The sequence below is a fragment of the Bacillus sp. FSL L8-0358 genome (assembly GCF_038593095.1).
GTDB lineage: Bacteria > Bacillota > Bacilli > Bacillales > Bacillaceae > Bacillus > Bacillus subtilis.
This window is the reverse complement of the sequence record NZ_CP151962.1, coordinates 2263626-2288680: the sequence shown is the minus strand read 5'-3', so window position 1 is coordinate 2288680 and position 25055 is coordinate 2263626. Positions and strand designations below refer to the sequence as shown.

General features: G+C 42.5%; 25 protein-coding genes and 1 riboswitch. Of the genes, 23 read left to right on the top strand and 2 right to left on the bottom strand.

The annotated features are described in order from the left end of the window. The first annotated feature begins 1 nt into the window (after position 1). The 10 genes from spmB (at position 2) to aroD (ending at position 10096) form a co-directional block, all read left to right on the top strand. A complete protein-coding gene (gene spmB / locus NYE49_RS11580; protein ID WP_003223896.1) occupies positions 2 to 538 on the top strand; it encodes a spore maturation protein SpmB in 537 nt (178 codons plus the stop codon). 91 nt (positions 539 to 629) lie between these two features. Next, positions 630 to 1364, top strand: a complete 735-nt coding sequence (rluB, locus tag NYE49_RS11575; protein WP_004398815.1) for a 23S rRNA pseudouridine(2605) synthase RluB — start codon at positions 630 to 632, stop codon at positions 1362 to 1364. 94 nt (positions 1365 to 1458) lie between these two features. Beyond that, positions 1459 to 1998: a thiol-disulfide oxidoreductase ResA gene (resA, locus tag NYE49_RS11570; RefSeq protein ID WP_003230513.1), complete on the top strand. Its 540-nt coding sequence runs from the start codon at positions 1459 to 1461 to the stop codon at positions 1996 to 1998. Continuing rightward, positions 1995 to 3623 carry a cytochrome c biogenesis protein ResB gene (resB, locus tag NYE49_RS11565; protein ID WP_047182823.1) on the top strand — a complete coding sequence of 543 codons (1629 nt, stop codon included), beginning with the start codon at positions 1995 to 1997 and terminating at the stop codon, positions 3621 to 3623. The genes resA and resB overlap by 4 nt, the downstream gene beginning before the upstream one ends. A 19-nt stretch (positions 3624 to 3642) precedes the next feature. Continuing rightward, complete coding sequence (resC, locus tag NYE49_RS11560; protein WP_047182822.1) at positions 3643 to 4818, top strand: cytochrome c biogenesis protein ResC; 1176 nt, start codon at positions 3643 to 3645, stop codon at positions 4816 to 4818. A gap of 80 nt (positions 4819 to 4898) precedes the next feature. Continuing rightward, positions 4899 to 5621, top strand: a complete 723-nt coding sequence (resD, locus tag NYE49_RS11555) for a DNA-binding response regulator ResD (RefSeq protein ID WP_003246107.1) — start codon at positions 4899 to 4901, stop codon at positions 5619 to 5621. Continuing rightward, positions 5618 to 7387 carry a sensor histidine kinase ResE gene (gene resE, locus NYE49_RS11550; protein WP_021481567.1) on the top strand — a complete coding sequence of 590 codons (1770 nt, stop codon included), beginning with the start codon at positions 5618 to 5620 and terminating at the stop codon, positions 7385 to 7387. The genes resD and resE overlap by 4 nt, the downstream gene beginning before the upstream one ends. Before the next feature lie 203 nt (positions 7388 to 7590). Then, complete coding sequence (gene sigX, locus NYE49_RS11545) at positions 7591 to 8175, top strand: RNA polymerase sigma factor SigX (protein ID WP_003230521.1); 585 nt, start codon at positions 7591 to 7593, stop codon at positions 8173 to 8175. Then, positions 8111 to 9217: an anti-sigma-X factor RsiX gene (rsiX, locus tag NYE49_RS11540; protein WP_047182821.1), complete on the top strand. Its 1107-nt coding sequence runs from the start codon at positions 8111 to 8113 to the stop codon at positions 9215 to 9217. The genes sigX and rsiX overlap by 65 nt, the downstream gene beginning before the upstream one ends. Before the next feature lie 111 nt (positions 9218 to 9328). Continuing rightward, a complete protein-coding gene (gene aroD / locus NYE49_RS11535) occupies positions 9329 to 10096 on the top strand; it encodes a type I 3-dehydroquinate dehydratase (protein WP_047182820.1) in 768 nt (255 codons plus the stop codon). Between the two features lie 42 nt (positions 10097 to 10138). Here aroD and serA read toward each other — a convergent pair whose 3' ends face one another. After that, positions 10139 to 11716 carry a phosphoglycerate dehydrogenase gene (gene serA, locus NYE49_RS11530; protein WP_004398713.1) on the bottom strand — a complete coding sequence of 526 codons (1578 nt, stop codon included), beginning with the start codon at positions 11714 to 11716 and terminating at the stop codon, positions 10139 to 10141. A 208-nt stretch (positions 11717 to 11924) separates the two neighbouring features. Continuing rightward, a riboswitch (FMN riboswitch) is annotated at positions 11925 to 12059 on the top strand. A gap of 153 nt (positions 12060 to 12212) precedes the next feature. On the opposite strand from serA, the gene fmnP reads away from it, so the two are divergent. Beyond that, complete coding sequence (fmnP, locus tag NYE49_RS11525; RefSeq protein ID WP_004399159.1) at positions 12213 to 12785, top strand: riboflavin transporter FmnP; 573 nt, start codon at positions 12213 to 12215, stop codon at positions 12783 to 12785. Between the two features lie 39 nt (positions 12786 to 12824). On the opposite strand, the gene NYE49_RS11520 is transcribed toward fmnP, so the two are convergent. Beyond that, complete coding sequence (locus tag NYE49_RS11520; protein WP_003225461.1) at positions 12825 to 13073, bottom strand: ferredoxin; 249 nt, start codon at positions 13071 to 13073, stop codon at positions 12825 to 12827. Between the two features lie 265 nt (positions 13074 to 13338). Between NYE49_RS11520 and NYE49_RS11515 the strand changes: the two genes are divergently transcribed. The 12 genes from NYE49_RS11515 (at position 13339) to ypeB (ending at position 25040) form a co-directional block, all read left to right on the top strand. Continuing rightward, a complete protein-coding gene (locus NYE49_RS11515; protein WP_015483390.1) occupies positions 13339 to 14397 on the top strand; it encodes a helix-turn-helix domain-containing protein in 1059 nt (352 codons plus the stop codon). Further along, positions 14390 to 15880, top strand: a complete 1491-nt coding sequence (locus NYE49_RS11510) for an ATP-dependent DNA helicase RecQ (protein ID WP_047182818.1) — start codon at positions 14390 to 14392, stop codon at positions 15878 to 15880. The genes NYE49_RS11515 and NYE49_RS11510 overlap by 8 nt, the downstream gene beginning before the upstream one ends. A 26-nt stretch (positions 15881 to 15906) precedes the next feature. Continuing rightward, positions 15907 to 16509, top strand: a complete 603-nt coding sequence (locus tag NYE49_RS11505; protein ID WP_047182817.1) for a CPBP family intramembrane glutamic endopeptidase — start codon at positions 15907 to 15909, stop codon at positions 16507 to 16509. Beyond that, positions 16460 to 17194: a LysM peptidoglycan-binding domain-containing protein gene (locus tag NYE49_RS11500; RefSeq protein ID WP_047182816.1), complete on the top strand. Its 735-nt coding sequence runs from the start codon at positions 16460 to 16462 to the stop codon at positions 17192 to 17194. The genes NYE49_RS11505 and NYE49_RS11500 overlap by 50 nt, the downstream gene beginning before the upstream one ends. A 62-nt stretch (positions 17195 to 17256) precedes the next feature. Continuing rightward, positions 17257 to 17700: a YpbF family protein gene (locus tag NYE49_RS11495; RefSeq protein ID WP_003230531.1), complete on the top strand. Its 444-nt coding sequence runs from the start codon at positions 17257 to 17259 to the stop codon at positions 17698 to 17700. 85 nt (positions 17701 to 17785) lie between these two features. Then, a complete protein-coding gene (locus NYE49_RS11490) occupies positions 17786 to 18565 on the top strand; it encodes a metallophosphoesterase (RefSeq protein ID WP_047182815.1) in 780 nt (259 codons plus the stop codon). A 158-nt stretch (positions 18566 to 18723) separates the two neighbouring features. After that, positions 18724 to 19308 carry a genetic competence negative regulator gene (locus NYE49_RS11485; protein WP_003230533.1) on the top strand — a complete coding sequence of 195 codons (585 nt, stop codon included), beginning with the start codon at positions 18724 to 18726 and terminating at the stop codon, positions 19306 to 19308. A gap of 155 nt (positions 19309 to 19463) precedes the next feature. Next, on the top strand, positions 19464 to 20738 hold the full coding sequence (gene gudB / locus NYE49_RS11480; RefSeq protein ID WP_003230536.1) for an NAD-specific glutamate dehydrogenase: 1275 nt from the start codon (positions 19464 to 19466) through the stop codon (positions 20736 to 20738). A 108-nt stretch (positions 20739 to 20846) separates the two neighbouring features. Then, positions 20847 to 21821: a YpdA family putative bacillithiol disulfide reductase gene (locus NYE49_RS11475; protein WP_047182814.1), complete on the top strand. Its 975-nt coding sequence runs from the start codon at positions 20847 to 20849 to the stop codon at positions 21819 to 21821. 119 nt (positions 21822 to 21940) lie between these two features. After that, positions 21941 to 22597: a glutamic-type intramembrane protease PrsW gene (gene prsW / locus NYE49_RS11470; protein ID WP_014480144.1), complete on the top strand. Its 657-nt coding sequence runs from the start codon at positions 21941 to 21943 to the stop codon at positions 22595 to 22597. 138 nt (positions 22598 to 22735) lie between these two features. Next, entirely contained in the window at positions 22736 to 23653 is a 918-nt protein-coding gene (sleB, locus tag NYE49_RS11465) for a spore cortex-lytic enzyme (protein WP_015483386.1), read from the top strand. Positions 23654 to 23687: 34 nt separating this feature from the next. After that, entirely contained in the window at positions 23688 to 25040 is a 1353-nt protein-coding gene (ypeB, locus tag NYE49_RS11460; RefSeq protein WP_015383986.1) for a germination protein YpeB, read from the top strand. Positions 25041 to 25055 lie beyond the last annotated feature (15 nt).

Genomic DNA, 25055 nt, shown 5'->3' with positions numbered 1-25055 from the left:
GATGGAAATCATCAACTGGCTGTCTTTAGCCATGATTCCAATCATTATTGCCGGAATTCTTCTTTATGGAACGATCAAAAAGGTTCCGACATATGAATCGTTTGTCGAAGGCGGAAAAGAGGGGATAGAAATCGCCTTTTCCATTATCCCTTATTTAGTCGGAATGCTTGTCGCTATAACTGTTTTCAGATCATCAGGCGCGCTTGATTTTATAATGGATCTTTTAAAACCGGTTTTCTCCGCTATCGGCATCCCTGCTGAAGTAGTGCCGCTTGCTCTGATCCGCCCGATCTCCGGTACGGCCGCACTCGGAATGACGACCGATTTAATTGCAGTATACGGGCCCGATTCCTTTATCGGCAGGCTGGCTTCCGTCATGCAGGGATCTACAGATACAACGCTTTACGTACTGACTGTGTATTTCGGAGCAGTCGGCATTAAAAAAATGGGTGATGCATTAAAGGTGGGACTTCTTGCAGATTTAATCGGCGTAGTTGCATCTATCATCATCGTTACGTTATTATTTGGGAGCGCCTGAAAACGGCGTTTTTTTTAGATTTGGCATAGGAATTTGAAAAAGCTTGTTTGTTAAGGTTGAAAAAAGTAAGATAATACTTGAGGTGAAAGACATGGAAAGACTGCAAAAAGTGATTGCTCATGCCGGAGTTGCGTCGCGCAGAAAGGCAGAAGAGCTGATTAAAGAAGGAAAAGTAAAGGTGAATGGCAAAGTAGTAACAGAGCTAGGTGTTAAAGTCACCGGTTCTGATCAGATTGAGGTAAACGGGTTAAAGGTTGAACGCGAAGAGCCGGTTTACTTTCTCTTATATAAACCAAGAGGCGTTATTTCCGCAGCGCAAGATGATAAAGGACGCAAAGTGGTGACGGACTTTTTTAAAAATATTCCGCAGCGCATATATCCGATTGGGCGTCTGGACTATGATACGAGCGGTCTTTTGCTTTTAACCAATGATGGCGAATTCGCCAATAAGCTGATGCACCCTAAGTATGAAATAGACAAAACATACGTGGCGAAGGTGAAAGGAATCCCGCCTAAAGAGCTGCTCAGAAAGCTGGAGCGCGGAATTAGGCTGGAAGAAGGCAAAACAGCGCCTGCTAAAGCGAAGCTGCTGTCTTTGGATAAGAAAAAGCAGACAAGCATTATTCAGCTGACGATCCATGAGGGACGCAACAGACAGGTGCGCCGCATGTTTGAAGCGATCGGACATGAGGTAATCAAGCTGAAGCGTGAGGAATACGCGTTTTTAAACCTGCGAGGCCTGCACACGGGCGATGCCAGAGAGCTTACGCCTCACGAAGTAAAAAGGCTCAGAGCACTGGCGGATCACGGTAAAAACGCTTTCTAAATTTCACATAACCTTCAAAAAGTAAGAAATGTGAAATGAACGTGCAATGATATAATTGAATGGATCTGCAATAGGGGGAAGGGGGCAGTGGACAATGAAGAAAAAAAGGCGTTTATTCATTCGGACCGGCATCCTTCTCGTTTTAATCTGCGCACTCGGCTATACCATTTACAACGCTGTATTTGCCGGCAAAGAGAGTATATCCGAAGGGTCCGACGCACCGAATTTTGTCCTTGAGGATACGAATGGGAAACGTATCGAGCTCAGTGACTTAAAAGGGAAAGGTGTTTTTTTGAATTTCTGGGGTACATGGTGTGAACCGTGCAAAAAAGAATTTCCTTATATGGCAAACCAATATAAGCATTTTAAAAGCCAAGGTGTTGAAATTGTCGCTGTAAATGTTGGGGAGTCAAAGATAGCAGTACATAATTTTATGAAATCCTACGGAGTCAATTTCCCGGTTGTTCTGGATACAGATCGCCAAGTGCTTGATGCCTATGACGTATCTCCGCTTCCGACAACCTTTTTGATCAATCCCGAAGGAAAAGTTGTCAAGGTGGTGACCGGCACTATGACAGAAAGCATGATACACGATTATATGAATCTCATAAAACCCGGAGAGACTTCGGGATGAAGCAAGTCAAATGTGAATGCGGACATATAAACCCGGTCGGAACCGTTTTATGCGAATCGTGCGGAAGAGCTCTTCAGGAAACTCAACCTCCGCTCGCTGATATGAGATATGACGGAAGCGCAAGACGTTCGCAAACCTATAACAAAACGATCATCGACAAAATTTGGAATTTCTTTTCCTCGGTTAAGGTGGGAATATGGCTTATCGTCATAACCCTTGCCGCATCAGCGTTCGGCACCATTTTTCCCCAGGAAGCCTATCTGCCTCCGGGCGCACAGGCTGATACTTATTACAAGGAGCAGTACGGCACGTTCGGCCAGCTTTATTATTTGCTCGGGTTTCATCATTTATATGGTTCTTGGTGGTATTTGCTGCTCATTGCCTCGATCGGCATTTCACTCGTGATTTGCAGCCTTGATCGGGTCATTCCGTTGTACAGAGCGTTAAAAAACCAAGGCGTCAGAAGGAGCCCGGCTTTTTTAAGAAGGCAGCGCTTGTTCAGTGAAACGGTTACTGTACTGAACGGGGAATCGAAAGAAAAGATAGTTGCTCTATTAAAGAAAAAACATTATAGAATCAGAGAAAAAGAGGGCAGCATTCTTGCTGAAAAAGGACGCTTTTCCCGCTGGGGCCCGTATGTCAACCACATTGGATTGATCATCTTTCTGGTTGGTGCGATGCTGAGATTTGTGCCAGGCATGTACGTTGATGAGACGCTTTGGGTCAGAGAAGGCGAAACCGCAGCAATTCCGGGTACAGACGGAAAATATTATTTGAAAAACAATCAATTCAGCGTAGAGACCTATAACAGCAAAACGGAAAAAAAGGTATTTGCAGATGCCATTGACAGAGTCGGGGACGGTAGAGTGGCAAAGAACTTTCAAACCGATGCCGTACTCTACAAGAGAGAAGGAAAAATTGTTTATGGCGAGAAGCCGAAGCTGAAAAAAGTAACAGAAGAAGACATCCGTGTCAATCAGCCGCTGCGTTTTGATTCTTTTTCCGTTTACCAAGTGGATTACAAAGAGAATCAGCTTGACCAAATGGTGTTCCAGCTGATTGATAAAAAAACAAAAAAATCCTTTGGGAGCCTGAAGATCAACCTTCTGGATCCAGATTCGGTCTATGATCTTGGCAACGGTTACAAGGTGGAAATCGCCAGCTACCTGCCAGACTTCTATTTTAATCAGGACGGAGAGCCGAGCACAAAAACAAAGATCCCTAACAATCCGGCTTTTGTCTTTAATATCATAACGCCGGACAAACCGAAAGGCGAAAAGAGCTTTGTCGCCATCCAAGAAACCATCGAAGGATCAGGCAATAATAAATACAAGCTGAAATTTGACCATGTCGAAACGAAAAACATTACTGGACTTACAGTCAGAAAGGATCTGACACTCTGGGTGCTTGCTGTCGGCGGAGCCATTTTTATGATCGGTGTCATTCAAGGTATGTACTGGCAGCATCGAAGAATTTGGCTGCACTCACAGGACGGCGCAGTTATGGTAGCGGGGCATACCAATAAAAACTGGTTTGGCCTGAAGAAGGATTTAGCATTTATATTGGCTGATTCCGGACTGACTGAACCGGCGGACCAAAAAGAATTAATCAAAACACAGAAATAGGCGAAAAGGGAGTGATGTCATGGCAGAGCTGAGCGGAAATTTTCTTTATGCGGCCTTTCTTGTGTATTTAATCGCTGTCCCGATTTTCGGCGGGGCCATACGCGGGAATAAAGATAAAAAGGGCAGGCCAAACAGATGGGCCACCATTGGAATCACCCTTTCTATTGTCGGTTTTTTCTGCCACCTTGGATATTTCATCACAAGGTGGGCTGCCAGCGGCCATGCGCCGGTCAGCAATATGTTTGAATTCACCACCGCTTTTGGTATGATGCTTGTTTTGGCGTTTATCATTCTTTATTTTCTCTATAGATTGCCTTCATTAGGCCTGTTTACGCTGTCAATTGCTTTATTGCTGATTGCCTACGCCAGCATGTTTCCGACAGATATCTCGCCTTTAATTCCTTCGCTCCAAAGCAACTGGCTGTATATTCATGTAACAACGGCCGCGCTTGGGCAAGCTATACTTGCCATCAGCTTTGTCGCTGGTGTCATCTTTCTTTTGAAGCATGTAGACCAGACAAAGCCAAGCAAAAAGACCTTCTGGCTTGAAGCGATTATGTTTATCCTGGTCACAACCGTCGCCTTTATTGCAATCACATCAGCATTTCGTCTTGCAGGCTATGAAGCGGAGTTTAACTGGGTGGACAAAAGTAAAGAAAAAAGCGTGATGGTGTACGAAATGCCCGCGCTTGTCGGTCCACATCAGGGAGAGCTTTTGACCGAAGGAAGAATGGAACCGCTTGTTGATCTTCCCGCGCTTTTCTCAGGCAGAAAAGTGAACACTGTCATTTGGTCATTTGGAGCAGGTCTTGTGTTGTATGGGGCTCTCCGTCTGATCATCAGAAAAAGAATCAGCGCTCTATTACATCCGCTGGTGAAAAACGTCAATCTTGATCTGGTGGATGAGGTTGGGTACAGGGCCGTATCAATCGGATTTCCGATCTTTACACTCGGCGCGCTGATCTTTGCAATGATTTGGGCTCAGCTCGCGTGGACCAGATTTTGGGGCTGGGACCCTAAGGAAGTATGGGCGCTGATCACATTTTTGTTCTATGCCGCTTACTTGCATTTAAGACTGTCAAGAGGCTGGCACGGTGAGAAGTCAGCATGGCTGGCCGTAATCGGTTTTGCTATTATTATGTTTAATTTAATATTCGTAAATCTTGTGCTTGCCGGACTTCATTCTTATGCATAGTCCTTTGAAAGCGACACAGTTCTCAAACTTTCTCACGATTTGATAAAATGAAAGTAACAGAAGGAAAGCAGGGGGAAAACATGGACCAAACGAACGAAACAAAAATATTAGTAGTTGATGACGAAGCCAGAATTCGCCGCCTTTTAAGAATGTATCTTGAACGTGAAAATTATGCTATAGATGAAGCTGAAAATGGTGATGAAGCCATTGCCAAAGGGCTAGAAGCCAATTATGACTTAATTTTGCTTGATCTGATGATGCCGGGGACTGATGGAATTGAAGTGTGCCGGCAAATTCGCGAAAAAAAAGCGACACCCATTATCATGCTGACCGCAAAAGGAGAAGAAGCAAACCGGGTGCAGGGGTTTGAAGCGGGAACAGATGATTATATTGTTAAGCCGTTCAGCCCGAGAGAAGTCGTGCTGCGTGTAAAGGCCCTTTTGAGAAGAGCATCCCAAACCTCTTATTTCAATGCCAATACACCGACGAAAAATGTGCTCGTGTTTTCACATCTGTCCATAGACCATGATGCTCACCGCGTAACAGCTGATGGAACAGAAGTGAGCCTGACGCCAAAAGAGTATGAGCTTCTATATTTCTTAGCGAAAACGCCTGACAAGGTGTATGATCGGGAAAAGCTTCTGAAAGAAGTGTGGCAATATGAGTTTTTTGGTGATTTACGGACAGTGGACACTCACGTCAAACGCTTGAGAGAGAAGCTGAACAAGGTATCTCCGGAAGCTGCGAAAAAAATTGTCACCGTATGGGGTGTAGGTTATAAATTCGAGGTCGGCGCTGAATGAAATTTTGGAAAAGCGTAGTAGGCAAGCTGTGGTTTACGATCCTTTCACTCGTCTTGATCGTATTGTTCATTTTAACGGTTCTTTTGCTGGAGTTTATTGAAAACTACCATGTGGAAGAAGCCGAGAATGATTTAACACAGCTTGCGAATAAAGTTGCTGTCATCCTAGAAAATCACGAGGACCAGGCACTGGCAAGGTCAATCACTTGGGAGCTCGCTGATAACTTAACAAGCATTGCCATCATCCAGGATGAGAAGAACCACTGGTATTCTCCGAATGATAAAAATCGCCTGTCGTCTATTACGGTTGAGCAAATACAGCATGACAAAGACTTAAATAAAGCTCTCAAAGACCATAAAAAAGTAAGCAAACGGACGGGACTGAGCGATACAGACACGGATAATGAACGCCTGATTGTAGGTGTCCCGTATGAAAAAGACGGAAAGAAAGGCATGGTCTTTTTATCCCAGTCTTTGCTTGCCGTTAAAGATACAACAAAACATACGACCCGCTATATTTTTCTTGCCGCTGGAATTGCGATTGTGCTGACCACATTTTTCGCATTCTTTTTATCAAGCAGGGTCACGTACCCTCTCCGAAAAATGAGAGAAGGCGCGCAGGATTTGGCGAAGGGCAAGTTCGATACAAAAATCCCGATTTTAACTCAGGATGAAATCGGTGAACTGGCGACCGCTTTTAATCAAATGGGCCGGCAGCTTAACTTTCATATCAATGCGCTTAATCAAGAAAAAGAGCAGCTTTCTAACATTTTGAGCAGTATGGCTGACGGGGTTATTACCATTAATATTGACGGTACGATTCTTGTGACCAACCCGCCGGCTGAACGTTTTCTTCAGGCTTGGTATTATGAACAGAACATGAATATCAAAGAAGGCGACAACCTTCCGCCTGAAGCAAAAGAGCTGTTTCAAAACGCTGTCAGCACTGAAAAAGAACAAATGATTGAGATGACGCTTCAAGGCAGATCATGGGTGCTTTTGATGTCGCCGCTTTATGCGGAATCGCACGTCAGAGGAGCGGTTGCCGTACTGCGTGACATGACAGAAGAACGCCGCCTTGATAAGCTGCGGGAGGACTTTATCGCAAATGTCAGTCATGAGCTGAGAACACCGATCTCCATGCTTCAGGGATACAGTGAAGCAATTGTCGATGACATTGCAAGCTCTGAAGAAGACCGGAAAGAAATTGCCCAAATCATTTATGACGAATCGCTCCGAATGGGCCGTTTAGTTAATGATTTGCTTGATTTAGCCCGAATGGAATCAGGCCATACAGGCTTACATTATGAAAAAATCAATGTGAATGAGTTTTTAGAAAAGATCATTCGGAAGTTTTCCGGTGTTGCGAAAGAAAAAAATATAGCTTTACATCATGACATTTCTCTCACAGAAGAGGAATTTATGTTTGATGAAGACAAGATGGAGCAGGTATTTACCAATTTGATCGATAACGCGTTGCGGCATACTTCATCCGGTGGCAGTGTCTCCATTTCAGTCCATTCTGTGAAGGATGGATTGAAAATTGATATCAAAGACTCCGGGTCCGGCATACCGGAAGAAGATCTGCCATTTATCTTTGAGCGGTTTTATAAGGCAGATAAAGCGCGGACAAGGGGCAGAGCAGGAACCGGGTTAGGGCTGGCTATCGTTAAAAATATCGTGGAAGCCCACAACGGATCAATTACTGTGCACAGCCGAATAGATAAAGGAACAACATTTACTTTTTATATTCCGACAAAACGGTAAAATCGAGTCTGAATTTGCCGAAGAATCTTGTTCCATAAGAAACACCCGCTGACTGAGCGGGTGTTTTTTTAATAGCCAACATTAATAAAATTTAAGGATATGTTAATATAAATTCCCTTCCAAATTCCAGTTACTCGTAATATAGTTGTAATGTAACTTTTCAAGCTATTCATACGACAAAAAAGTGAACGGAGGGGTTTCAAATGGAAGAAACCTTTCAATTATTATATGATACATATCATCAAGATTTGTACCAATTTTTATTTTATATGGTAAAGGATAAAAACCAGACAGAAGACCTTCTTCAAGAGGTTTATATCCGGGTATTAAATTCTTATCATACGTTTGAAGGAAGAAGCAGTGAAAAAACATGGCTTTTGTCTATCGCACGCCATGTTGCGATAGACTGGTTCCGTAAACAGCAAACAATCAGACAGCGTATACTCGGTACATTTGACTGGGATACACAGGATGTCAGGGATCAGCAATTGCTACCGGACGAACTTGCGGTTCAACATGAAAATGTCCGGGAAATTTATGCTGCGCTTGATCAATGTACAATCGATCAAAGAGCTGTGATTATCTTGCGGTTTATTCAGGGATATTCAATACAGGAAACAGCCAAGGCTCTGCGCTTCTCGGAAAGCAAAGTAAAAACGACTCAACACAGAGGGCTCAAAGTACTTCGGAAACATATGGAGCTTTTGAGGGAGGAGCTAATGGATGATGAAGTCAGAATGGAACGAAGAACAGATAAAGGAGTTGTTAAGTCAACTTCCGGCAGTTAAAGACCATCGTTCGCCTCAGGATATTTACAAGCGGCTGACGATGGCAAAGCGTAAAAATAAGCCCGCTGTCAGGTGGATTGGCCCCGCGTGTGCCGCTGCAATTGCGGTTTATATCGCCTTCATTATTTCTCCTCATTTCTTTGATCAGGCACAGCCTCAACAAAAAGAAGCGTCCCAAGAGAACGCAGTAACAAAAACTGAGACAGAAGACAGCCCAAAAGCTGCATCATCCCTGGATCATACATCGTTTGTTGTACCTGAAAAGGAACAAGACAATTACATCACTGTAGCAGTTGCTGATGCCGATACATCCGCAATCATACCCGTCAGCATTCAAAAAACAAATGCATACCAAACGATCCAGGACATGCTGACTGTAAGTGGTGAATTGGATATCTTGGATCATGCCATTACAATTCCATCCTTCATAGATGAAGTAGAAATAAAAGAAAAACCAAAGCAGAAGGAATTAAGTATACGAGTCCATCAGCCAGCTACGGCATTTTCTGTAAAAGATGATACACTGTTAAAAAAATTGCTTAAAGAATCCTTAAAATGGAGTCCTTATGAAAAAGTCAAATTTTTATCGGATCAAAATGAGACTGGGGTTCGGATTGGCTCATATGGCACTTTTACGGAAATTTCGATTCCCAAACAGTCAAAACGATCCTACTACTTGTACCAAAATAAACAAGGACAAGACTTTCTCGTTCCGTCAAATAATTCTTTTGATACAGTAAAAGAAGCGATTAAGGAAATGGAATCGAGCAGCCAAGAAGATACGACACCTCTTATTCAAGCGGGTGCTGTCCAATCTGTAACGAAGAAACAGAAACACTTATATATCCGCTTTTCAAAGGACTCAGAAGTTGATGATTCTATTGCCGGTATTTTAATGATTGAGGGACTACTTTTAACCGCAAAAGAGTTTGGCTTCACAGAAGTGACCTTTACGGAAACCAGAACGAAAAAAATCGGCAAATATGACGTATCAGATGCAATTCCGGTACCGGCTGCTCCAAATCCGATTTTCTTAAACTAAAATGAGCCCTTTGAGGCTCTTTTTTAGTTGCTATTCATATAATAGAAATTTTCAAAAAAAAGTTGTACGTGTATAATAAAACAAGGTAACGATTGAAAGGATTTGAGATGAGTGAACGTGTTAACAATTAAAGGAGTTTCCATCGGGGAAGGAATGCCGAAAATCATCGTTCCGCTGATGGGAAAGACGGAAAAACAAATTCTGAATGAAGCAGAGGCAGTAAAATTACTGAATCCGGACATTGTTGAATGGAGAGTCGACGTATTTGAAAAAGCGAATGACAGAGAAGCGGTCACAAAGCTCATTTCTAAGCTTCGTAATTCTTTAGAAGACAAGCTATTTCTATTTACATTCAGAACCCACAAAGAGGGCGGGAGCATGGAGATGGACGAAAGCTCCTATCTTGCTTTGCTGGAATCGGCAATCCAAACAAAAGACATCGATCTGATAGACATCGAATTATTTTCAGGTGATGCAAATGTAAAAGCGTTAGTATCGATGGCGGAAGAAAACAACGTCTATGTGGTGATGTCAAATCACGACTTTGAAAAAACGCCTGTAAAAGATGAGATACTTTCCAGACTTCGAAAAATGCAGGACTTAGGCGCGCATATTCCAAAAATGGCTGTCATGCCGAATGATACTGGAGATCTCCTAACACTGCTTGATGCGACGTATACAATGAAAACAAAATATGCAGACCGCCCCATTATTACAATGTCAATGGCTGCAACAGGGCTCATCAGCAGGCTGAGCGGTGAGGTTTTTGGATCGGCTTGTACTTTTGGAGCTGGAGAAGAGGCGTCCGCACCAGGTCAAATACCTGTTTCTGAGCTAAGGAGTGTCTTAGATATTTTGCATAAAAACACACGGGGATAGAACAATAAAAAAACTCAAGCTATATAGCTTGAGTTTTTTTGATTATGGCAGATCAATGAGCTTCACAGACACAATATCAGGGACATTTGTTAGTTCTTTCACAATTTTATCTTCCAGATGTCTGTCAAAGGAAAGCATCATGATGGCTTCTCCGCCTTTTTCCTTACGGCCAACCTGCATGGTTGCAATGTTAATATCATTATCTCCGAGAATACGTCCTACTCGGCCGATGACACCTGTTGTATCTTGATGCTGGATATACACCAAGTGACCTGTCGGATAAAAATCAATATTAAATCCATTGATCTCGACAATTCGTTCTCCGAAATGAGGAATATACGTAGCCGTTACAGTAAAGGTGCTGCGGTCTCCTGTCACTTTTACGCTGATGCAGTTATCGTATCCAGATTCAGAAGAGGAAATTTTTTCACTGAAGCTGATGCCGCGTTCTTTTGCGACACCCCCGGCATTGACCTCGTTAACAGTAGAGTCAACGCGCGGTTTTAAAAAGCCTGACAGAAGGGCTTTTGTAATGAACGATGTTTCAAGTTTAGCAATTGTGCCTTCATATTGAATGGCAACATCCTGTACTGGTTCTTTCATGCACTGTGATACAAGGCTGCCAATTTTTCCTGCAATTTGATGGTAAGGCTTAATTTTAGCAAATTCATCTTTTGTCATGGCAGGCAGGTTGATAGCTGACATGACAGGCAGGCCTTTTGCGAACTGCAGAACTTCTTCTGACACTTGGGCGGCGACATTGAGCTGTGCTTCTTTCGTTGATGCTCCCAAGTGAGGAGTGGCAATGACTAATGGGTGATCAACAAGTTTGTTGTCAACTGGCGGTTCAACTTCGAAAACGTCAAGCGCTGCTCCCGCAACATGCCCGTTTTCCAAAGCTTCGAGAAGTGCTGCTTCATCGATAATTCCGCCTCGCGCACAGTTAATTAAGCGAACGCCTTTTTTCGTTTTTGCAATCGTTTCTTTATTCAATAAGCCTTTTGTTTCTTTTGTTAAAGGCGTGTGAACGGTAATGATATCCGCACTTTCAAGCACTTCTTCAAATGTACGGCTGTTTACGCCGATTTTTTTCGCTCTTTCTTCCGTTAAGAACGGATCAAAAACGTGCACAGTCATACCGAATGCTCTCGCACGCTGTGCAATTTCACTTCCGATTCGGCCTAATCCTACAATACCAAGCGTTTTTCCATAAAGCTCTGAACCGACGTAAGCTGTGCGGTTCCACTCTCTGGATTTCACTGAGATATTAGCCTGCGGAATGTGTCTCATTAAAGAAGAGATCATTGCAAATGTATGCTCAGCTGTCGAAATGGTGTTGCCGTTCGGAGCATTGATCACGATTACCCCGTGTTTCGTAGCCTCATCAATATCGATATTATCGACACCGACACCGGCCCTTCCTACAATTTTTAAAGAAGTCATTTTGTTGAAAAGGTCTTCTGTTACTTTTGTCGCACTTCGCACCAAAAGAGCATCAAAAGTATGTAATTCATCTTCTGCATCTGCTACGTTTTTTTGAACGATTTCAATAAAGTCTGATTCAATAAGTGGCTGTAAACCGTCGTTGCTCATTTTGTCTGAGACCAATACTCGAAACATCGTTAGATTTCCTCCTAAATTGACAAACTAAATATCTGATAATTTAACATATTCTCAAAAGAGTGTCAACGTGTATTGACGCAGTAAAGGATAAAAGTAAAGCCTAATAAATCAATGATCTGACAGCTTGCAGGTAATATATATAATTTGAAGCAATTCTCTATACAGCCAACCAGTTATCGTTTATAATGTAATTAAATTTCATATGATCAATCTTCGGGGCAGGGTGAAATTCCCTACCGGCGGTGATGAGCCAATGGCTCTAAGCCCGCGAGCTGTCTTTACAGCAGGATTCGGTGAGATTCCGGAGCCGACAGTACAGTCTGGATGGGAGAAGATGGAGGTTCATAAGCGTTTTGAAATTGAATTTTTCAAACGTTTCTTTGCCTAGCCTAATTTTCGAAACCCCGCTTTTATATATGAAGCGGTTTTTTTATTGGCTGGAAAAGAACCTTTCCGTTTTCGAGTAAGATGTGATCGAAAAGGAGAGAATGAAGTGAAAGTAAAAAAATTAGTTGTGGTCAGCATGCTGAGCAGCATTGCATTTGTTTTGATGCTGTTAAATTTCCCGTTTCCGGGTCTTCCGGATTATTTGAAAATCGATTTTAGCGACGTTCCCGCTATTATTGCCATTCTGATTTACGGACCTTTGGCGGGTATTGCCGTAGAAGCGATAAAAAATGTTCTTCAGTATATCATTCAGGGAAGCATGGCCGGAGTTCCTGTAGGGCAAGTTGCGAATTTTATTGCAGGAACACTCTTTATATTGCCGACTGCTTTCTTATTTAAAAAACTCAACTCAGCAAAGGGCTTGGCTGTTAGCCTGCTTTTGGGAACTGCAGCGATGACCATTTTAATGAGTATTTTAAATTATGTTCTGATACTTCCGGCATACACGTGGTTTTTACATTCACCGGCATTATCCGACAGCGCGCTAAAAACAGCAGTCGTCGCAGGTATCCTGCCGTTTAACATGATAAAAGGTATTGTAATTACGGTTGTATTCTCACTAATTTTTATCAAGCTTAAGCCATGGATTGAGCAGCAGCGAAGTGCACATATCCATTAAATAAAAAAGCTCCCGTTCGGGAGCTTTTTTTAGTTACTTCTATTCAAATTTAAGCGGGTCGCCTTCAAATGGCTCATCCGCCACTTTGATGGAATCAGTAGGGCATCCTTCAAATGCGTCAATCATATCTTCTTCCAGTACCTCAGGAACTTCGACAACACCTTTGTTTTCATCAAGCGTTACGAACGCGATGCCTTCATCATCGTAATCGTAAATGTCTGGTGCAGCAGCTCCGCAAGCGCCGCATGCAATACATGTATCTTTGTCTACGATTGTGTACTTTGCCATGAATAAAACCTCCCAGATTGTTCTTGGTGGAACAAATGGATCAATCTTTATATTTAATCAATTTAACACCTATTCCTCTTACTTATTGTAATGATGTTGCTGCCACATTTCAACAGAAAAATGATTGAGAATGCTTATCACATAAGGGGTTATCTACATAACATCCCCCTTAATGATGACTTTAAACGTCGATTTCTGTTTGAAATCTGTTAAAATAAAAAGAGCAAATCAACGATTTTTGTAAGGAAGAATGTAGGTGGATAGGTTGTCATTAAATTACTTCGATATTATGGTTCTCGATTGCCTTTGCAAAATAAACGGGGAACGGTCGGGAAGCGCTGTTTTTCACCTATTCAAAGGCAAGAGATCGTCACAAACCATTCAAGATGCCGGCTTATTTCAGACTGCAAAATACTTTGGAATGGCGGCGCAATGTTCGAGAAGCGATGTTTCTGAGTCGCTTGACAAGCTTGAAAAGCATTCATATCTCTCGCCAATGTCTGAAACTGATACATACAAAGTGACAGCCAGCGGCGCAGCAGTTTTAAGGCATGCCCTTAGCGAGCGGCCTTGGCCCGTTCATTGTCACGGCGCTCATTATCAGCAGGCTGCCGGTGTGCTTTGGAAAAGGCTTTCGCTGCTTGTGCAGGTCCTATCCCATAAACAGCAAGGGAGCAGGCAGTATATCCCTGTCACTAAGGATCATAAGACACTTCACTGGGTAAAGAAATACCTGTCCCGGCATACGGATCATATAGAGATGGCAAAAAGCCTTTTTGCCATGCTTGAGGCGCATTTAAAAAAGATTGAAAACAAAGCAGCTCAAATTTTTGTCTACTCCTTAACCTCGCACCATCGGATCGGTTATACGAGCAGGCAGCTTGCTGATACGCTGAAAGAAGATGAATGGTATGTCTATATCATGTTTTGGGCTTCGGTACATTATTTTATTCATTCTCTTCCGGAGTGTGAAGATGCTTTGTTAAAGGATCTCCTTTCTGATGTGCATTTAGATAATGCCCTGACAGAGTCGACGAGGAAAACATGGCAGATGGTCAAACAAGGGTTTCCGATACAGCGAATTGCTGAAATCAGAAAGCTGAAAACAGCGACGATTGAAGACCACATTGTCGAGATTTCTCTCCATGAGCCTACGTTTATGATTAATGATTATGTATCAGCAGAAGACCAGCTCCGAATCGCAGAGTTTGCCAAACGGATGCGGACGAATAAAATCAAACAAATTCGCGACGGGCTGGAACAGCGGTTCAGCTACTTTCAAATCAGACTGGCATTGACAAAGCAGGTGCAGCAATATGACTAAATTACAGCAAACGTTATATCAGTTTTTTGGTTTTACTTCCTTTAAAAAAGGGCAGCAGGACATTATTGAAAGCATACTCAGCGGGAAGGATACCATTGCAATGCTCCCGACTGGGGGAGGGAAATCGCTTTGCTACCAGCTGCCTGGTTATATGCTTGACGGCATGGTATTAATCGTTTCTCCGCTGCTTTCTTTAATGGAGGATCAGGTGCAGCAGCTGAAAGCCCGGGGGGAAAAGCGTGCTGCAGCTTTGAACAGCATGCTAAACAGGCAGGAAAGACAATTTGTTTTAGAACATATTCATCGATATAAATTTTTGTACTTGTCTCCTGAAGCTTTACAGTCTCCATATGTATTGGAAAAATTGAAAAGCGTCCCGATCAGCCTATTTGTTATTGACGAAGCGCATTGTATTTCTGAATGGGGACACGACTTCAGGCCTGATTATTCAAAGCTCGGACAGCTGAGAAAAAAACTTGGACACCCGCCCGTTCTGGCATTGACCGCCACGGCTACAAAGGAAACGCTGCAAGATGTCATGAACCTGCTGGAGCTGCAGCATGCTGTACGCCATCTCAACTCAGTCAACCGCCCAAACATCGCACTGAGGGTTGAAAATGCGGCGGATACTGCCGAAAAAATAGATAGGGTCATTCAGCTGGTTGAAAACCTGCAAGGTCCGGGAATTGTTTATTGTCCGACACGGAAATGGGCTGAGGAATTAGCGGGTGAAATTAAAAGCAAAACGAGCAGCAGAGCCGACTTTTACCATGGCGGTTTGGAGTCAGGGGACAGGATTTTAATTCAGCAGCAGTTTATTCATAACCAGCTTGATGTGATATGTTGTACGAATGCGTTTGGAATGGGTGTCGATAAACCCGATATCAGATATGTGATTCATTTTCACCTCCCGCAGACGGCAGAAGCTTTTATGCAGGAAATCGGCAGAGCGGGCCGCGATGGAAAGCCTAGTGTCAGCATTTTGCTACGGGCGCCAGGGGATTTTGAATTGCAGGAACAGATTATCCAGATGGAGAGTGTCACAGCTGAAGAAATCGCCGACGTGATCCGTGTGCTAGAGAAGACGGAGGAGCGGGATGAGAGAAGGCTTCGTGACGTATTACTTCAGTATGGCGTCGGAGAGACACAGGCCCGTATGATGATTCATCTCTTTATGCAGGGAAAAACATCAGTTGAATTGATGAAGAAAGAAATTTCATATCGCATGGAGCTGAAGCTGGAAAAAATGCACCGTGTATCATTTTTACTTCAGCGTGACGGCTGTTTAAGGCAGGCACTGTTAACCTACTTTGATGAATCATACGAGCCTGATGACGGAAACCTCTCGTGCTGTTCACATTGCGGTTTTGATTTATCCTTGTATGAACAAAAAGGGGAACGGAGTAAAATGGCGCCATTAGACAGCTGGAGTTCGGAATTGCACCGGATATTCAGCTTGCAGACTGTAGGTGAGCTGAACTGAAACAGCAAAAAGATTATATTCAGCATATGTCTGACCGTGATATGCTGAAGCAGTTATATTTGACGCAGCTACTCATCATCTTTGCCGCTGCTGCAGCAGGACTGTTCTTTTTTGAGGATGTACGGGACGTATTAAAGCTCTGGGACATTCGCGATATGCGAATCATCTGGTATGGTGTTTCTATAGCTGTTATTGTTATTTTAGCCGATATGGCAGTAATGAAATGGTTGCCGTCTCATTTATATGATGACGGCGGAATCAATAAAAAAATATTCAGTAAGAGGTCAATCCCTCATATTATATTTTTAACGCTTCTGATTGCTTTCGCGGAAGAAATGTTATTCAGAGGAGTGCTGCAGACTCATATCGGTTTATGGGCGGCCAGCCTTATCTTTGCCGCTCTGCACTTTCGGTATTTGTCAAAATGGCTGTTATTTATTATGGTGGCAGCAATCAGCTTTTTGCTCGGTCTGATGTATGAATGGACCGGCAATTTATTTGTTCCGATGACGGCGCATTTTATCATTGATGCCGTGTTTGCCTGTCAGATTCGTTTTGAACATGTGAGGAGGGATAAACATGACGAACATGTCGAGAGTAGAGAGAAGAAAGGCCCAGAATCTTTATGAAGATCAAAACGCCGCATTGGCGGACGATTATGTCGATGATGGAGAAAGCCTTCCGACAAGACAATCTGTAAAAAATCAAAGAGAACAGAAAAAAAAGCAAGGCAAAACAAAAACGCCATTATTCACAGTACTCGCAGTAATATTTGTATTTGTGCCGGTTATCGTTTTAGTCACCTTATTTTATCTAAAGAGCCACCCGGATAATCATGACGATTATGAAGATGTTTTTATTGACAGCAGCCAAAGCAAATATGAGGTTGTCCCGAAATCAGAGGATAAAAACGATACCGCAGACACTAAAGAAACCGCACTGCAGAAGGAGTCAAAAAAAGAGCCAGAAGATTCCAAGCCAAAAGAGCCGGCAAAAACAGCTGCTGATAAGAAACAGACTGCTGTAGCGGAAAAAGACTCGGCAAATAAGGAGGAAGCAACCGCCGCGGCTGCTTCCTCTTCCCAATCAACAATACAACAGCAAGAACAGCAACAGCAGCCGGCTGAGCCAGTTCAAAATGTGCCGAATCGCGTTGTCAAGCACACCGTCCAAAAGAAAGAAACGCTATACCGCATTTCCATGAAGTATTATAAAAGCCGGACAGGAGAAGAAAAAATTCGAGCGTATAATCATCTGAATGGAAATGATGTTTACACCGGACAAGTTTTGGACATCCCCTTAATGGATGAATAGGGTATTATTTTTATTTTACGTTCATATATTGTAGCAATGAAAATGGACAAGGTGTGAAGCGTATGGAATCCTTATGGAATCAGCTGGATCAGTTTACAGACGCGCCGACCAAACAGATGCTCCAAGCGCTGGTAAAACGAAAACAAAAATTCGAAAATTATGCAGCGCAATGCCGCAGATGGCGATGGGCTTCACTTATCTGCCTAGGCTTATTATGTGTTATGATCATGATCAAAAGCCCGGAGCCTCAGCTTATACTTCAAGAAATACTTAGCCATACCTTTTATTTATTTTGGATGCTGGCAACCGCTTTTGCCTACTGCACTTCATATTATTTCAAGAAAAAGGAAGAAAAATCCGAGACTGATTTCCATAAACTGAGATGTGAAATTATTCAGAAAAGCACTGATCTCTGGCCGCAGCCTGATAAATGGAAGGCGAGAGAGTCTGTTTTTCACATGATGAAGCACAAATATGACATTAATCTATATTTTGAAAGTAAATAAAATGGGGCGTTTTCTCAAACGATAGAAACGTCTTTTTTTTATTGTCCGTCTTATTGATAAGTTCTAAAAAGAATGGAGAGTTTTTATGAAGCTATCAGTGAAAATTGCCGGTGTTCTAACTGTTGCGGCAGCGGCAATGACGGCAAAAATGTATGCAACAGCAAAAGGCAATCATTTGAAGACACATACGTTTCCTTTATCAAAGATGAAGGGCAAGCCGCCTCTGACAATCTTTTTTATTTCAGACATTCACAAACGTCTCATCGATCAAGACCTTTTAGAAAAAGCGCGAAGCCATGCCCCCCACTTGGTTATAATCGGCGGTGATTTAGCTGAGGGCGGGGTGCCCAGTGCGAGAATCGAGGAAAACATCAAAAGGCTCGTACATTTCGGGGTCCCTATCGTGTTTGTGTGGGGGAATAATGATTATGAAGTCAGGCAGCATAAGCTGTATTCCATATTTAAAGCGCACGGCGTCATCACTCTGAGAAATGAGTCAGTCCCGTTTTCATACAATGGACATACGATTGCGATTGCAGGGGTGGATGATATCAGGATGGAGATGGATCATTATGAGGAAGCCATCAAAGAACTTGATGAAAACCAGCTGAATATTCTGGTTTGCCATAATCCGGAGATTCATGAACAAATCAATGAAGATGACGGTATTGATGTGATATTCAGCGGACATACCCATGGAGGCCAGATCAGGTTTGGAAAATTTGGCCCTTATGAACTGGGGAAAACAGGTATTGTTAAAAACGCGGCATATCTGATCAGCAACGGCTACGGCACGACAAAAGTGCCTCTTCGTTTAGGTGCTGAGCCTGAAACACACATTGTGACTCTTTGCGGGCCAGAATAACTTCTAAAAAGCAAAAATCCATATGGCAATAAAAACTGCATTGTGCTTGTCTTACTAGTGAACTCAGTGTAAACTGATAACAATTAAGAACCTATGACTCATCATCTCATATAATGTGTTATATGATTTGTGTGCAAGTAGAGGCAGGAGGGAACGTTATGCGGCTTGAGCGTCTGAATTATAATAAGATCAAAATCTTTTTAACCCTCGATGATTTGACAGACCGGGGATTGACAAAAGAAGACCTCTGGAAGGACTCATTTAAAGTCCACCAGTTATTTAAAGATATGATGAATGAAGCAAATACAGAGCTCGGCTTTGAAGCGAATGGACCGATTGCAGTGGAAGTGTATTCTCTCCAAGCACAAGGGATGGTCGTGATTGTAACAAAGAACCAAGACGCCGATTCAGAAGACGATGAGTATGATGATGATTACATCGAAATGCAAGTCAAGCTTGATGAAAGCGCGGACATCATATATCAATTCCATTCCTTTGAAGATATCATTCAGCTTTCAGAAAGCTTACAGCGAATCGGTATCACAGGGGGAACTGTCTACCACTATGACGGGCAGTACTTTTTAAGCCTTGAAGATCTAGGGTCACATACGGCTGAAGGGGTTGTGGCGGTTCTGGCCGAATACGGCAATCCAACAACTTTAACGATTTATCGCCTGCAAGAGTATGGTAAGCTCATTATGGACGGTAATGCCGTAGAGACGATACAAACTCATTTTTCATAAGAATGCAACGGAAAACTGCTGATTTCAGCAGTTTTTTTTCGTTAAAAAACATGGAAAAACATAACGTTTATTCTATGCACAGATCATATGAAGGTGTATACTATTCTCTGAAAGGGAGCATGTGAGAAACAGAAGATTCTAGGAGGTTAACTCAAATGGCAGCCGATCGAAACACCGGTCATACAGAAGAGGACAAACTTGATGTATTAAAATCAACCCAAACCGTAATACATAAGGCTCTGGAAAAATTGGGATATCCCGAAGAGGTATACGAATTGTTAAAAGAGCCGATGAGATTATTAACGGTAAAAATACCTGTTCGTATGGACGACGGTTCAGTAAAGATTTTCACAGGATATCGTGCGCAGCACAATGACTCTGTCGGTCCAACGAAAGGCGGGATACGTTTTCACCCGAACGTAACAGAAAAAGAGGTGAAGGCGCTTTCAATTTGGATGAGTTTAAAATGCGGCATAATTGATCTTCCATATGGCGGTGGTAAAGGCGGAATTGTTTGTGATCCAAGGGATATGTCGTTTAGAGAGCTGGAGCGTCTGAGCAGAGGGTATGTCAGAGCGATCAGCCAAATTGTCGGCCCGACAAAAGACGTGCCGGCACCGGATGTATTTACAAACTCACAAATCATGGCTTGGATGATGGATGAGTATTCAAGAATTGATGAATTTAATTCGCCTGGATTTATTACAGGCAAACCGCTTGTGCTTGGCGGATCTCACGGGAGAGAATCTGCGACAGCAAAAGGTGTTACCATCTGTATTAAAGAAGCGGCTAAGAAGAGAGGCATCGATATTAAAGGTGCGCGTGTCGTTGTCCAAGGCTTCGGAAACGCGGGAAGCTATTTGGCAAAATTTATGCATGATGCGGGGGCAAAAGTTGTCGGCATCTCAGATGCGTATGGCGGACTTTATGATCCGGAAGGCCTTGATATCGATTATTTACTCGACCGACGCGACAGCTTCGGTACCGTAACAAAGCTTTTCAACGATACCATTACCAACCAAGAGCTGCTGGAGCTGGATTGTGATATTCTCGTTCCTGCTGCGATTGAAAATCAAATTACAGAAGAAAATGCCCATAATATCCGGGCTAAGATTGTCGTTGAAGCAGCGAACGGACCAACAACGCTTGAAGGAACAAAAATTCTTTCAGACCGGGACATTCTGCTTGTACCAGACGTGCTGGCAAGTGCCGGTGGCGTAACAGTTTCTTATTTTGAATGGGTTCAGAATAACCAAGGCTTCTACTGGAGTGAAGAAGAGGTAGAAGAAAAATTAGAAAAAATGATGGTCAAATCATTTAACAATATTTATGAAATGGCTAACAACCGAAGAATTGACATGAGGCTCGCTGCATATATGGTCGGCGTTCGCAAAATGGCTGAAGCTTCGCGTTTTAGAGGCTGGATATAAGTTGATGATTTGCATAAAAATAAAAAATCTCCTATGATAAAATAGGAGATTTTTTTATTCGGAAATAGAAAATATGAAGTGAAATGCCAATCGCAGGAGTTGACAGAAATGATTCAAGAAAAAGCAATTATTATAGGCGGAGGGCCTTGCGGACTATCTGCTGCCATTCACCTAAAACAAATTGGCATTGATGCCCTCGTCATCGAAAAAGGCAATGTCGTTAACAGTATTTACAATTATCCGACGCATCAAACCTTTTTCAGCTCAAGTGAAAAGCTCGAAATCGGAGATGTGGCATTTATTACGGAAAACAGGAAGCCTGTCAGAATTCAGGCTTTATCGTATTACCGGGAAGTCGTCAAACGGAAAAACATACGTGTTAACGCATTTGAAATGGTGCATAAAGTGACGAAAACGGAAAATGATACATTCGTTATTGAGACGTCAAAAGAGACCTACAAGACGCCATATTGTATCATCGCTACAGGCTATTATGATCATCCAAACTATATGAATGTACCCGGTGAGAATTTGCCGAAAGTATTTCATTATTTTAAAGAAGGCCACCCGTATTTTGATAAAGATGTTGTTGTCATCGGCGGGAAAAATTCAAGCGTGGACGCCGCCCTTGAACTCGTGAAATCTGGGGCGCGTGTGACAGTTTTATATAGGGGCAATGAGTATTCTCCAAGCATTAAGCCGTGGATTCTGCCGGAATTTGAAGCCCTCGTCAGAAACGGTACAATCCGTATGGAATTTGGCGCTTGTGTCGAAAAAATCACCGAGGATGAAGTTGTGTTTCGCTCCGGAGAGAAAGAACTCATTACCATTAAAAATGATTTTGTATTTGCCATGACAGGCTATCATCCCGATCATCAATTTCTTGAAAAAATTGGTGTTGAAATTGATAAAGAAACAGGGCGTCCATTTTTCAACGAAGAAACGATGGAAACGAACGTTGAAGGTGTCTTTATTGCCGGGGTTATTGCTGCGGGAAATAATGCCAATGAAATATTTATTGAAAACGGCAGGTTTCACGGGGGGCATATCGCAGCGGAAATCGCCAAAAGAGAAAACCATTAAAGATAAGGAGCATATGATGCATTCGTATGCTCTTTTTGTTTTTTTAAGTGCAGACAGATGTAAAATTTTAAACAACATGGTAGGATAGACGTAGGAATATAAAGGAAAGAGGTTGCCTGATGTTTGCAATCATCTCTGCAGGAATTGCCCCCGGCATCGCGTTATTAAGTTATTTTTATTTAAAAGATCAGTATGATAATGAACCTGTACATATGGTGCTTCGGTCGTTTTTTCTCGGGGTTGTTCTTGTATTTCCCATAATGTTTATCCAGTATGTACTTGAAAAAGAGAATGTAGGAGGCGGAAGTTTTTTCGTTTCTTTTTTATCTTCGGGGTTTTTGGAGGAATCATTAAAATGGTTTATACTGATGATCAGTGTTTACCCGCACGCCCACTTTGATGAGCATTATGACGGGATTGTGTACGGTACAAGTGTATCACTCGGTTTTGCAACCCTCGAAAATATTCTTTACTTAATTGGCCACGGCGTGGAGCATGCGTTTGTCAGGGCGCTGCTGCCTGTTTCATGCCATGCCTTGATTGGCGTTATAATGGGATTTTACCTTGGAAAAGCCCGTTTTTCCGCTGATAAGGCGCGTGTAAAGTGGCTTACTCTTTCTTTAGTTGTCCCATCCCTTTTGCATGGATCATATGATTTTATCCTAACAGCGCTTAGCAATTGGATTTATTATATGCTTCCATTTATGGTATTTTTATGGTGGTTTGGTTTGCGTAAAGCGAAAAAAGCCCGTTCCGTTAATATGATGCAAGTATAGAAGCCGCACAGCAACCGTGCGGCTTTTTTGTGTGCAGTTTTTATGTTCTGAGGGATAACAAGGAAAGAGTGTATAAAAATAACCTCGTTACAGAAAATACGATTACACTTAAAAATTTGCAGTAGGAGGCTTGAAAAGATGAAGTCCAAAGGATCGATTATGGCATGTATCATCCTTTTTTCCTTTACAATAACGACGTTTATTAATACTGAAACGATCTCTGCCTTTTCGAATCAGGTCATTCAAAGAGGGGCAACAGGGGATGATGTGGTCGAACTTCAGGCGCGTCTTCAATACAACGGATATTATAACGGAAAAATTGACGGGGTTTATGGATGGGGGACGTACTGGGCAGTTCGAAATTTTCAGGATCAATTCGGGTTAAAAGAGGTTGACGGCCTTGTAGGAGCTAAAACAAAGCAAACCTTAATATGTAAATCAAAATACTATCGTGAATATGTCATGGAACAGCTCAATAAAGGGAATACATTCACGCATTACGGAAAAATTCCGCTGAAGTATCAGACGAAACCGTCAAAAGCAGCAACACAAAAGGCAAGACAACAAGCAGAAGCACGGCAGAAACAGCCTGCTGAAAAAACAACGCAGCAGCCTAAAGCGAATGCGAATAAACAGCAAAACAATACACCAGCAAAAGCAAGAAAACAGGATGCGGTAGCAGCGAACATGCCTGGTGGATTTTCCAACAACGATATCAGGCTGCTTGCTCAAGCGGTTTATGGCGAAGCCCGGGGCGAGCCGTACGAGGGGCAGGTTGCTATTGCAGCAGTCATTTTAAACCGTTTGAACAGCCCGTTATTTCCAAATTCAGTAGCGGGGGTTATTTTTGAGCCGCTTGCCTTCACAGCAGTAGCCGACGGACAAATTTACATGCAGCCGAATGAAACGGCACGAGAAGCAGTGCTGGATGCCATCAATGGCTGGGACCCATCAGAGGAAGCACTTTACTACTTTAATCCGGATACGGCTACAAGTCCGTGGATTTGGGGGCGTCCGCAGATTAAAAGAATCGGTAAACACATTTTCTGTGAGTAGCAGATATGAGAAAGCATAAAAAGAGGTGTGATAAATGATCAGAGGAATTTTAATCGCCGTGCTTGGTATTGCAATAGTCGGTACAGGCTACTGGGGATACAAAGAACACCAGGAAAAAGACGCAGTTCTTCTTCATGCTGAAAATAACTATCAGCGGGCGTTTCATGAGCTTACCTATCAGGTGGATCAGCTTCATGATAAAATCGGAACAACACTTGCCATGAACAGCCAAAAATCACTGTCGCCTGCATTGATCGATGTGTGGAGGATTACATCAGAAGCTCATAACAGCGTCAGTCAGCTGCCGCTTACATTAATGCCGTTTAATAAAACTGAAGAGCTATTATCAAAGATCGGCGATTTCAGCTATAAAACGTCAGTCAGAGATTTGGACCAAAAGCCGCTTGATAAAAACGAGTATACATCACTAAATAAGCTATATCAGCAGTCCGAAGATATACAAAATGAATTGCGTCATGTTCAGCACCTTGTCATGAGCAAAAACCTTCGTTGGATGGACGTAGAAATGGCCCTGGCTTCTGACGAAAAACAAAGTGATAATACGATTATCAACAGCTTTAAAACAGTCGAAAAAAATGTTGGTGCATTCTCCACTGGCACTGATCTTGGCCCGAGTTTCACCAGCACGAAAAAAGAAGAGAAAGGCTTCAGCCATCTGAAGGGAAAACAAATTTCCGAACAGGAAGCAAAACAAATTGCTGAGCGCTTTGCCCCAGATGACAATTATTCAATTAAAGTGGTAAAGAGCGGAAAAAAAACAAATCGCGATGTATATAGCATCAGCATGAAAGATCCAGACCATAAAGCAGTGATTTATATGGATATTACGAAGAAGGGCGGGCATCCGGTATATTTGATCCAAAACAGAGAAGTGAAAGATCAGAAAATCAGTTTAAATGACGGATCGAACCGAGCGCTTGCATTTTTGAAGAAAAACGGATTTGAAACAGATGATTTGGAAATTGATGAAAGCGCCCAATATGATAAAATCGGTGTATTTTCATATGTTCCTGTTGAAAATAAAGTCCGGATGTACCCGGAGGCAATTCGTATAAAAGTGGCCTTGGATGACGGTGAGGTTGTCGGCTTTTCAGCAAGAGACTTCCTCACATCTCACAGAAAAAGAACCATACCTAAGCCTGCAATTACTGAAGCAGAGGCAAAGTCTAAATTAAATAAAAATGTACAAGTGAGAGAAACAAGGCTCGCTTTGATTACAAATGAACTAGGTCAAGAAGTGTTATGCTACGAAATGCTTGGAACAATTGAAAATGACACATTCAGAATGTATATCAATGCCAAAGACGGATCGGAAGAAAAGGTTGAAAAACTAAAAAATGCAGAACCTATATATAAAGACCTATAAAAAAACAGGAGGAAA

What these genes read in the sequence shown, in the direction of transcription:
- resC (WP_047182822.1), top strand. Translation starts at nt 3,643, where the DNA reads ATGGCAGAGCTGAGCGGAAATTTTCTTTATGCGGCCTTTCTTGTGTAT.
- ypeB (WP_015383986.1), top strand. Translation starts at nt 23,688, where the DNA reads ATGATCAGAGGAATTTTAATCGCCGTGCTTGGTATTGCAATAGTCGGT.
- NYE49_RS11485 (WP_003230533.1), top strand. Translation starts at nt 18,724, where the DNA reads ATGCGGCTTGAGCGTCTGAATTATAATAAGATCAAAATCTTTTTAACC.
- NYE49_RS11510 (WP_047182818.1), top strand. Translation starts at nt 14,390, where the DNA reads ATGACTAAATTACAGCAAACGTTATATCAGTTTTTTGGTTTTACTTCC.
- resD (WP_003246107.1), top strand. Translation starts at nt 4,899, where the DNA reads ATGGACCAAACGAACGAAACAAAAATATTAGTAGTTGATGACGAAGCC.
- spmB (WP_003223896.1), top strand. Translation starts at nt 2, where the DNA reads ATGGAAATCATCAACTGGCTGTCTTTAGCCATGATTCCAATCATTATT.
- NYE49_RS11475 (WP_047182814.1), top strand. Translation starts at nt 20,847, where the DNA reads ATGATTCAAGAAAAAGCAATTATTATAGGCGGAGGGCCTTGCGGACTA.
- rluB (WP_004398815.1), top strand. Translation starts at nt 630, where the DNA reads ATGGAAAGACTGCAAAAAGTGATTGCTCATGCCGGAGTTGCGTCGCGC.
- resE (WP_021481567.1), top strand. Translation starts at nt 5,618, where the DNA reads ATGAAATTTTGGAAAAGCGTAGTAGGCAAGCTGTGGTTTACGATCCTT.
- NYE49_RS11490 (WP_047182815.1), top strand. Translation starts at nt 17,786, where the DNA reads ATGAAGCTATCAGTGAAAATTGCCGGTGTTCTAACTGTTGCGGCAGCG.
- resB (WP_047182823.1), top strand. Translation starts at nt 1,995, where the DNA reads ATGAAGCAAGTCAAATGTGAATGCGGACATATAAACCCGGTCGGAACC.
- NYE49_RS11520 (WP_003225461.1), bottom strand. Translation starts at nt 13,073, where the DNA reads ATGGCAAAGTACACAATCGTAGACAAAGATACATGTATTGCATGCGGC.
- NYE49_RS11505 (WP_047182817.1), top strand. Translation starts at nt 15,907, where the DNA reads ATGTCTGACCGTGATATGCTGAAGCAGTTATATTTGACGCAGCTACTC.
- resA (WP_003230513.1), top strand. Translation starts at nt 1,459, where the DNA reads ATGAAGAAAAAAAGGCGTTTATTCATTCGGACCGGCATCCTTCTCGTT.
- rsiX (WP_047182821.1), top strand. Translation starts at nt 8,111, where the DNA reads ATGATGAAGTCAGAATGGAACGAAGAACAGATAAAGGAGTTGTTAAGT.
- sigX (WP_003230521.1), top strand. Translation starts at nt 7,591, where the DNA reads ATGGAAGAAACCTTTCAATTATTATATGATACATATCATCAAGATTTG.
- sleB (WP_015483386.1), top strand. Translation starts at nt 22,736, where the DNA reads ATGAAGTCCAAAGGATCGATTATGGCATGTATCATCCTTTTTTCCTTT.
- gudB (WP_003230536.1), top strand. Translation starts at nt 19,464, where the DNA reads ATGGCAGCCGATCGAAACACCGGTCATACAGAAGAGGACAAACTTGAT.
- serA (WP_004398713.1), bottom strand. Translation starts at nt 11,716, where the DNA reads ATGTTTCGAGTATTGGTCTCAGACAAAATGAGCAACGACGGTTTACAG.
- prsW (WP_014480144.1), top strand. Translation starts at nt 21,941, where the DNA reads ATGTTTGCAATCATCTCTGCAGGAATTGCCCCCGGCATCGCGTTATTA.
- NYE49_RS11495 (WP_003230531.1), top strand. Translation starts at nt 17,257, where the DNA reads ATGGAATCCTTATGGAATCAGCTGGATCAGTTTACAGACGCGCCGACC.
- NYE49_RS11500 (WP_047182816.1), top strand. Translation starts at nt 16,460, where the DNA reads ATGACGAACATGTCGAGAGTAGAGAGAAGAAAGGCCCAGAATCTTTAT.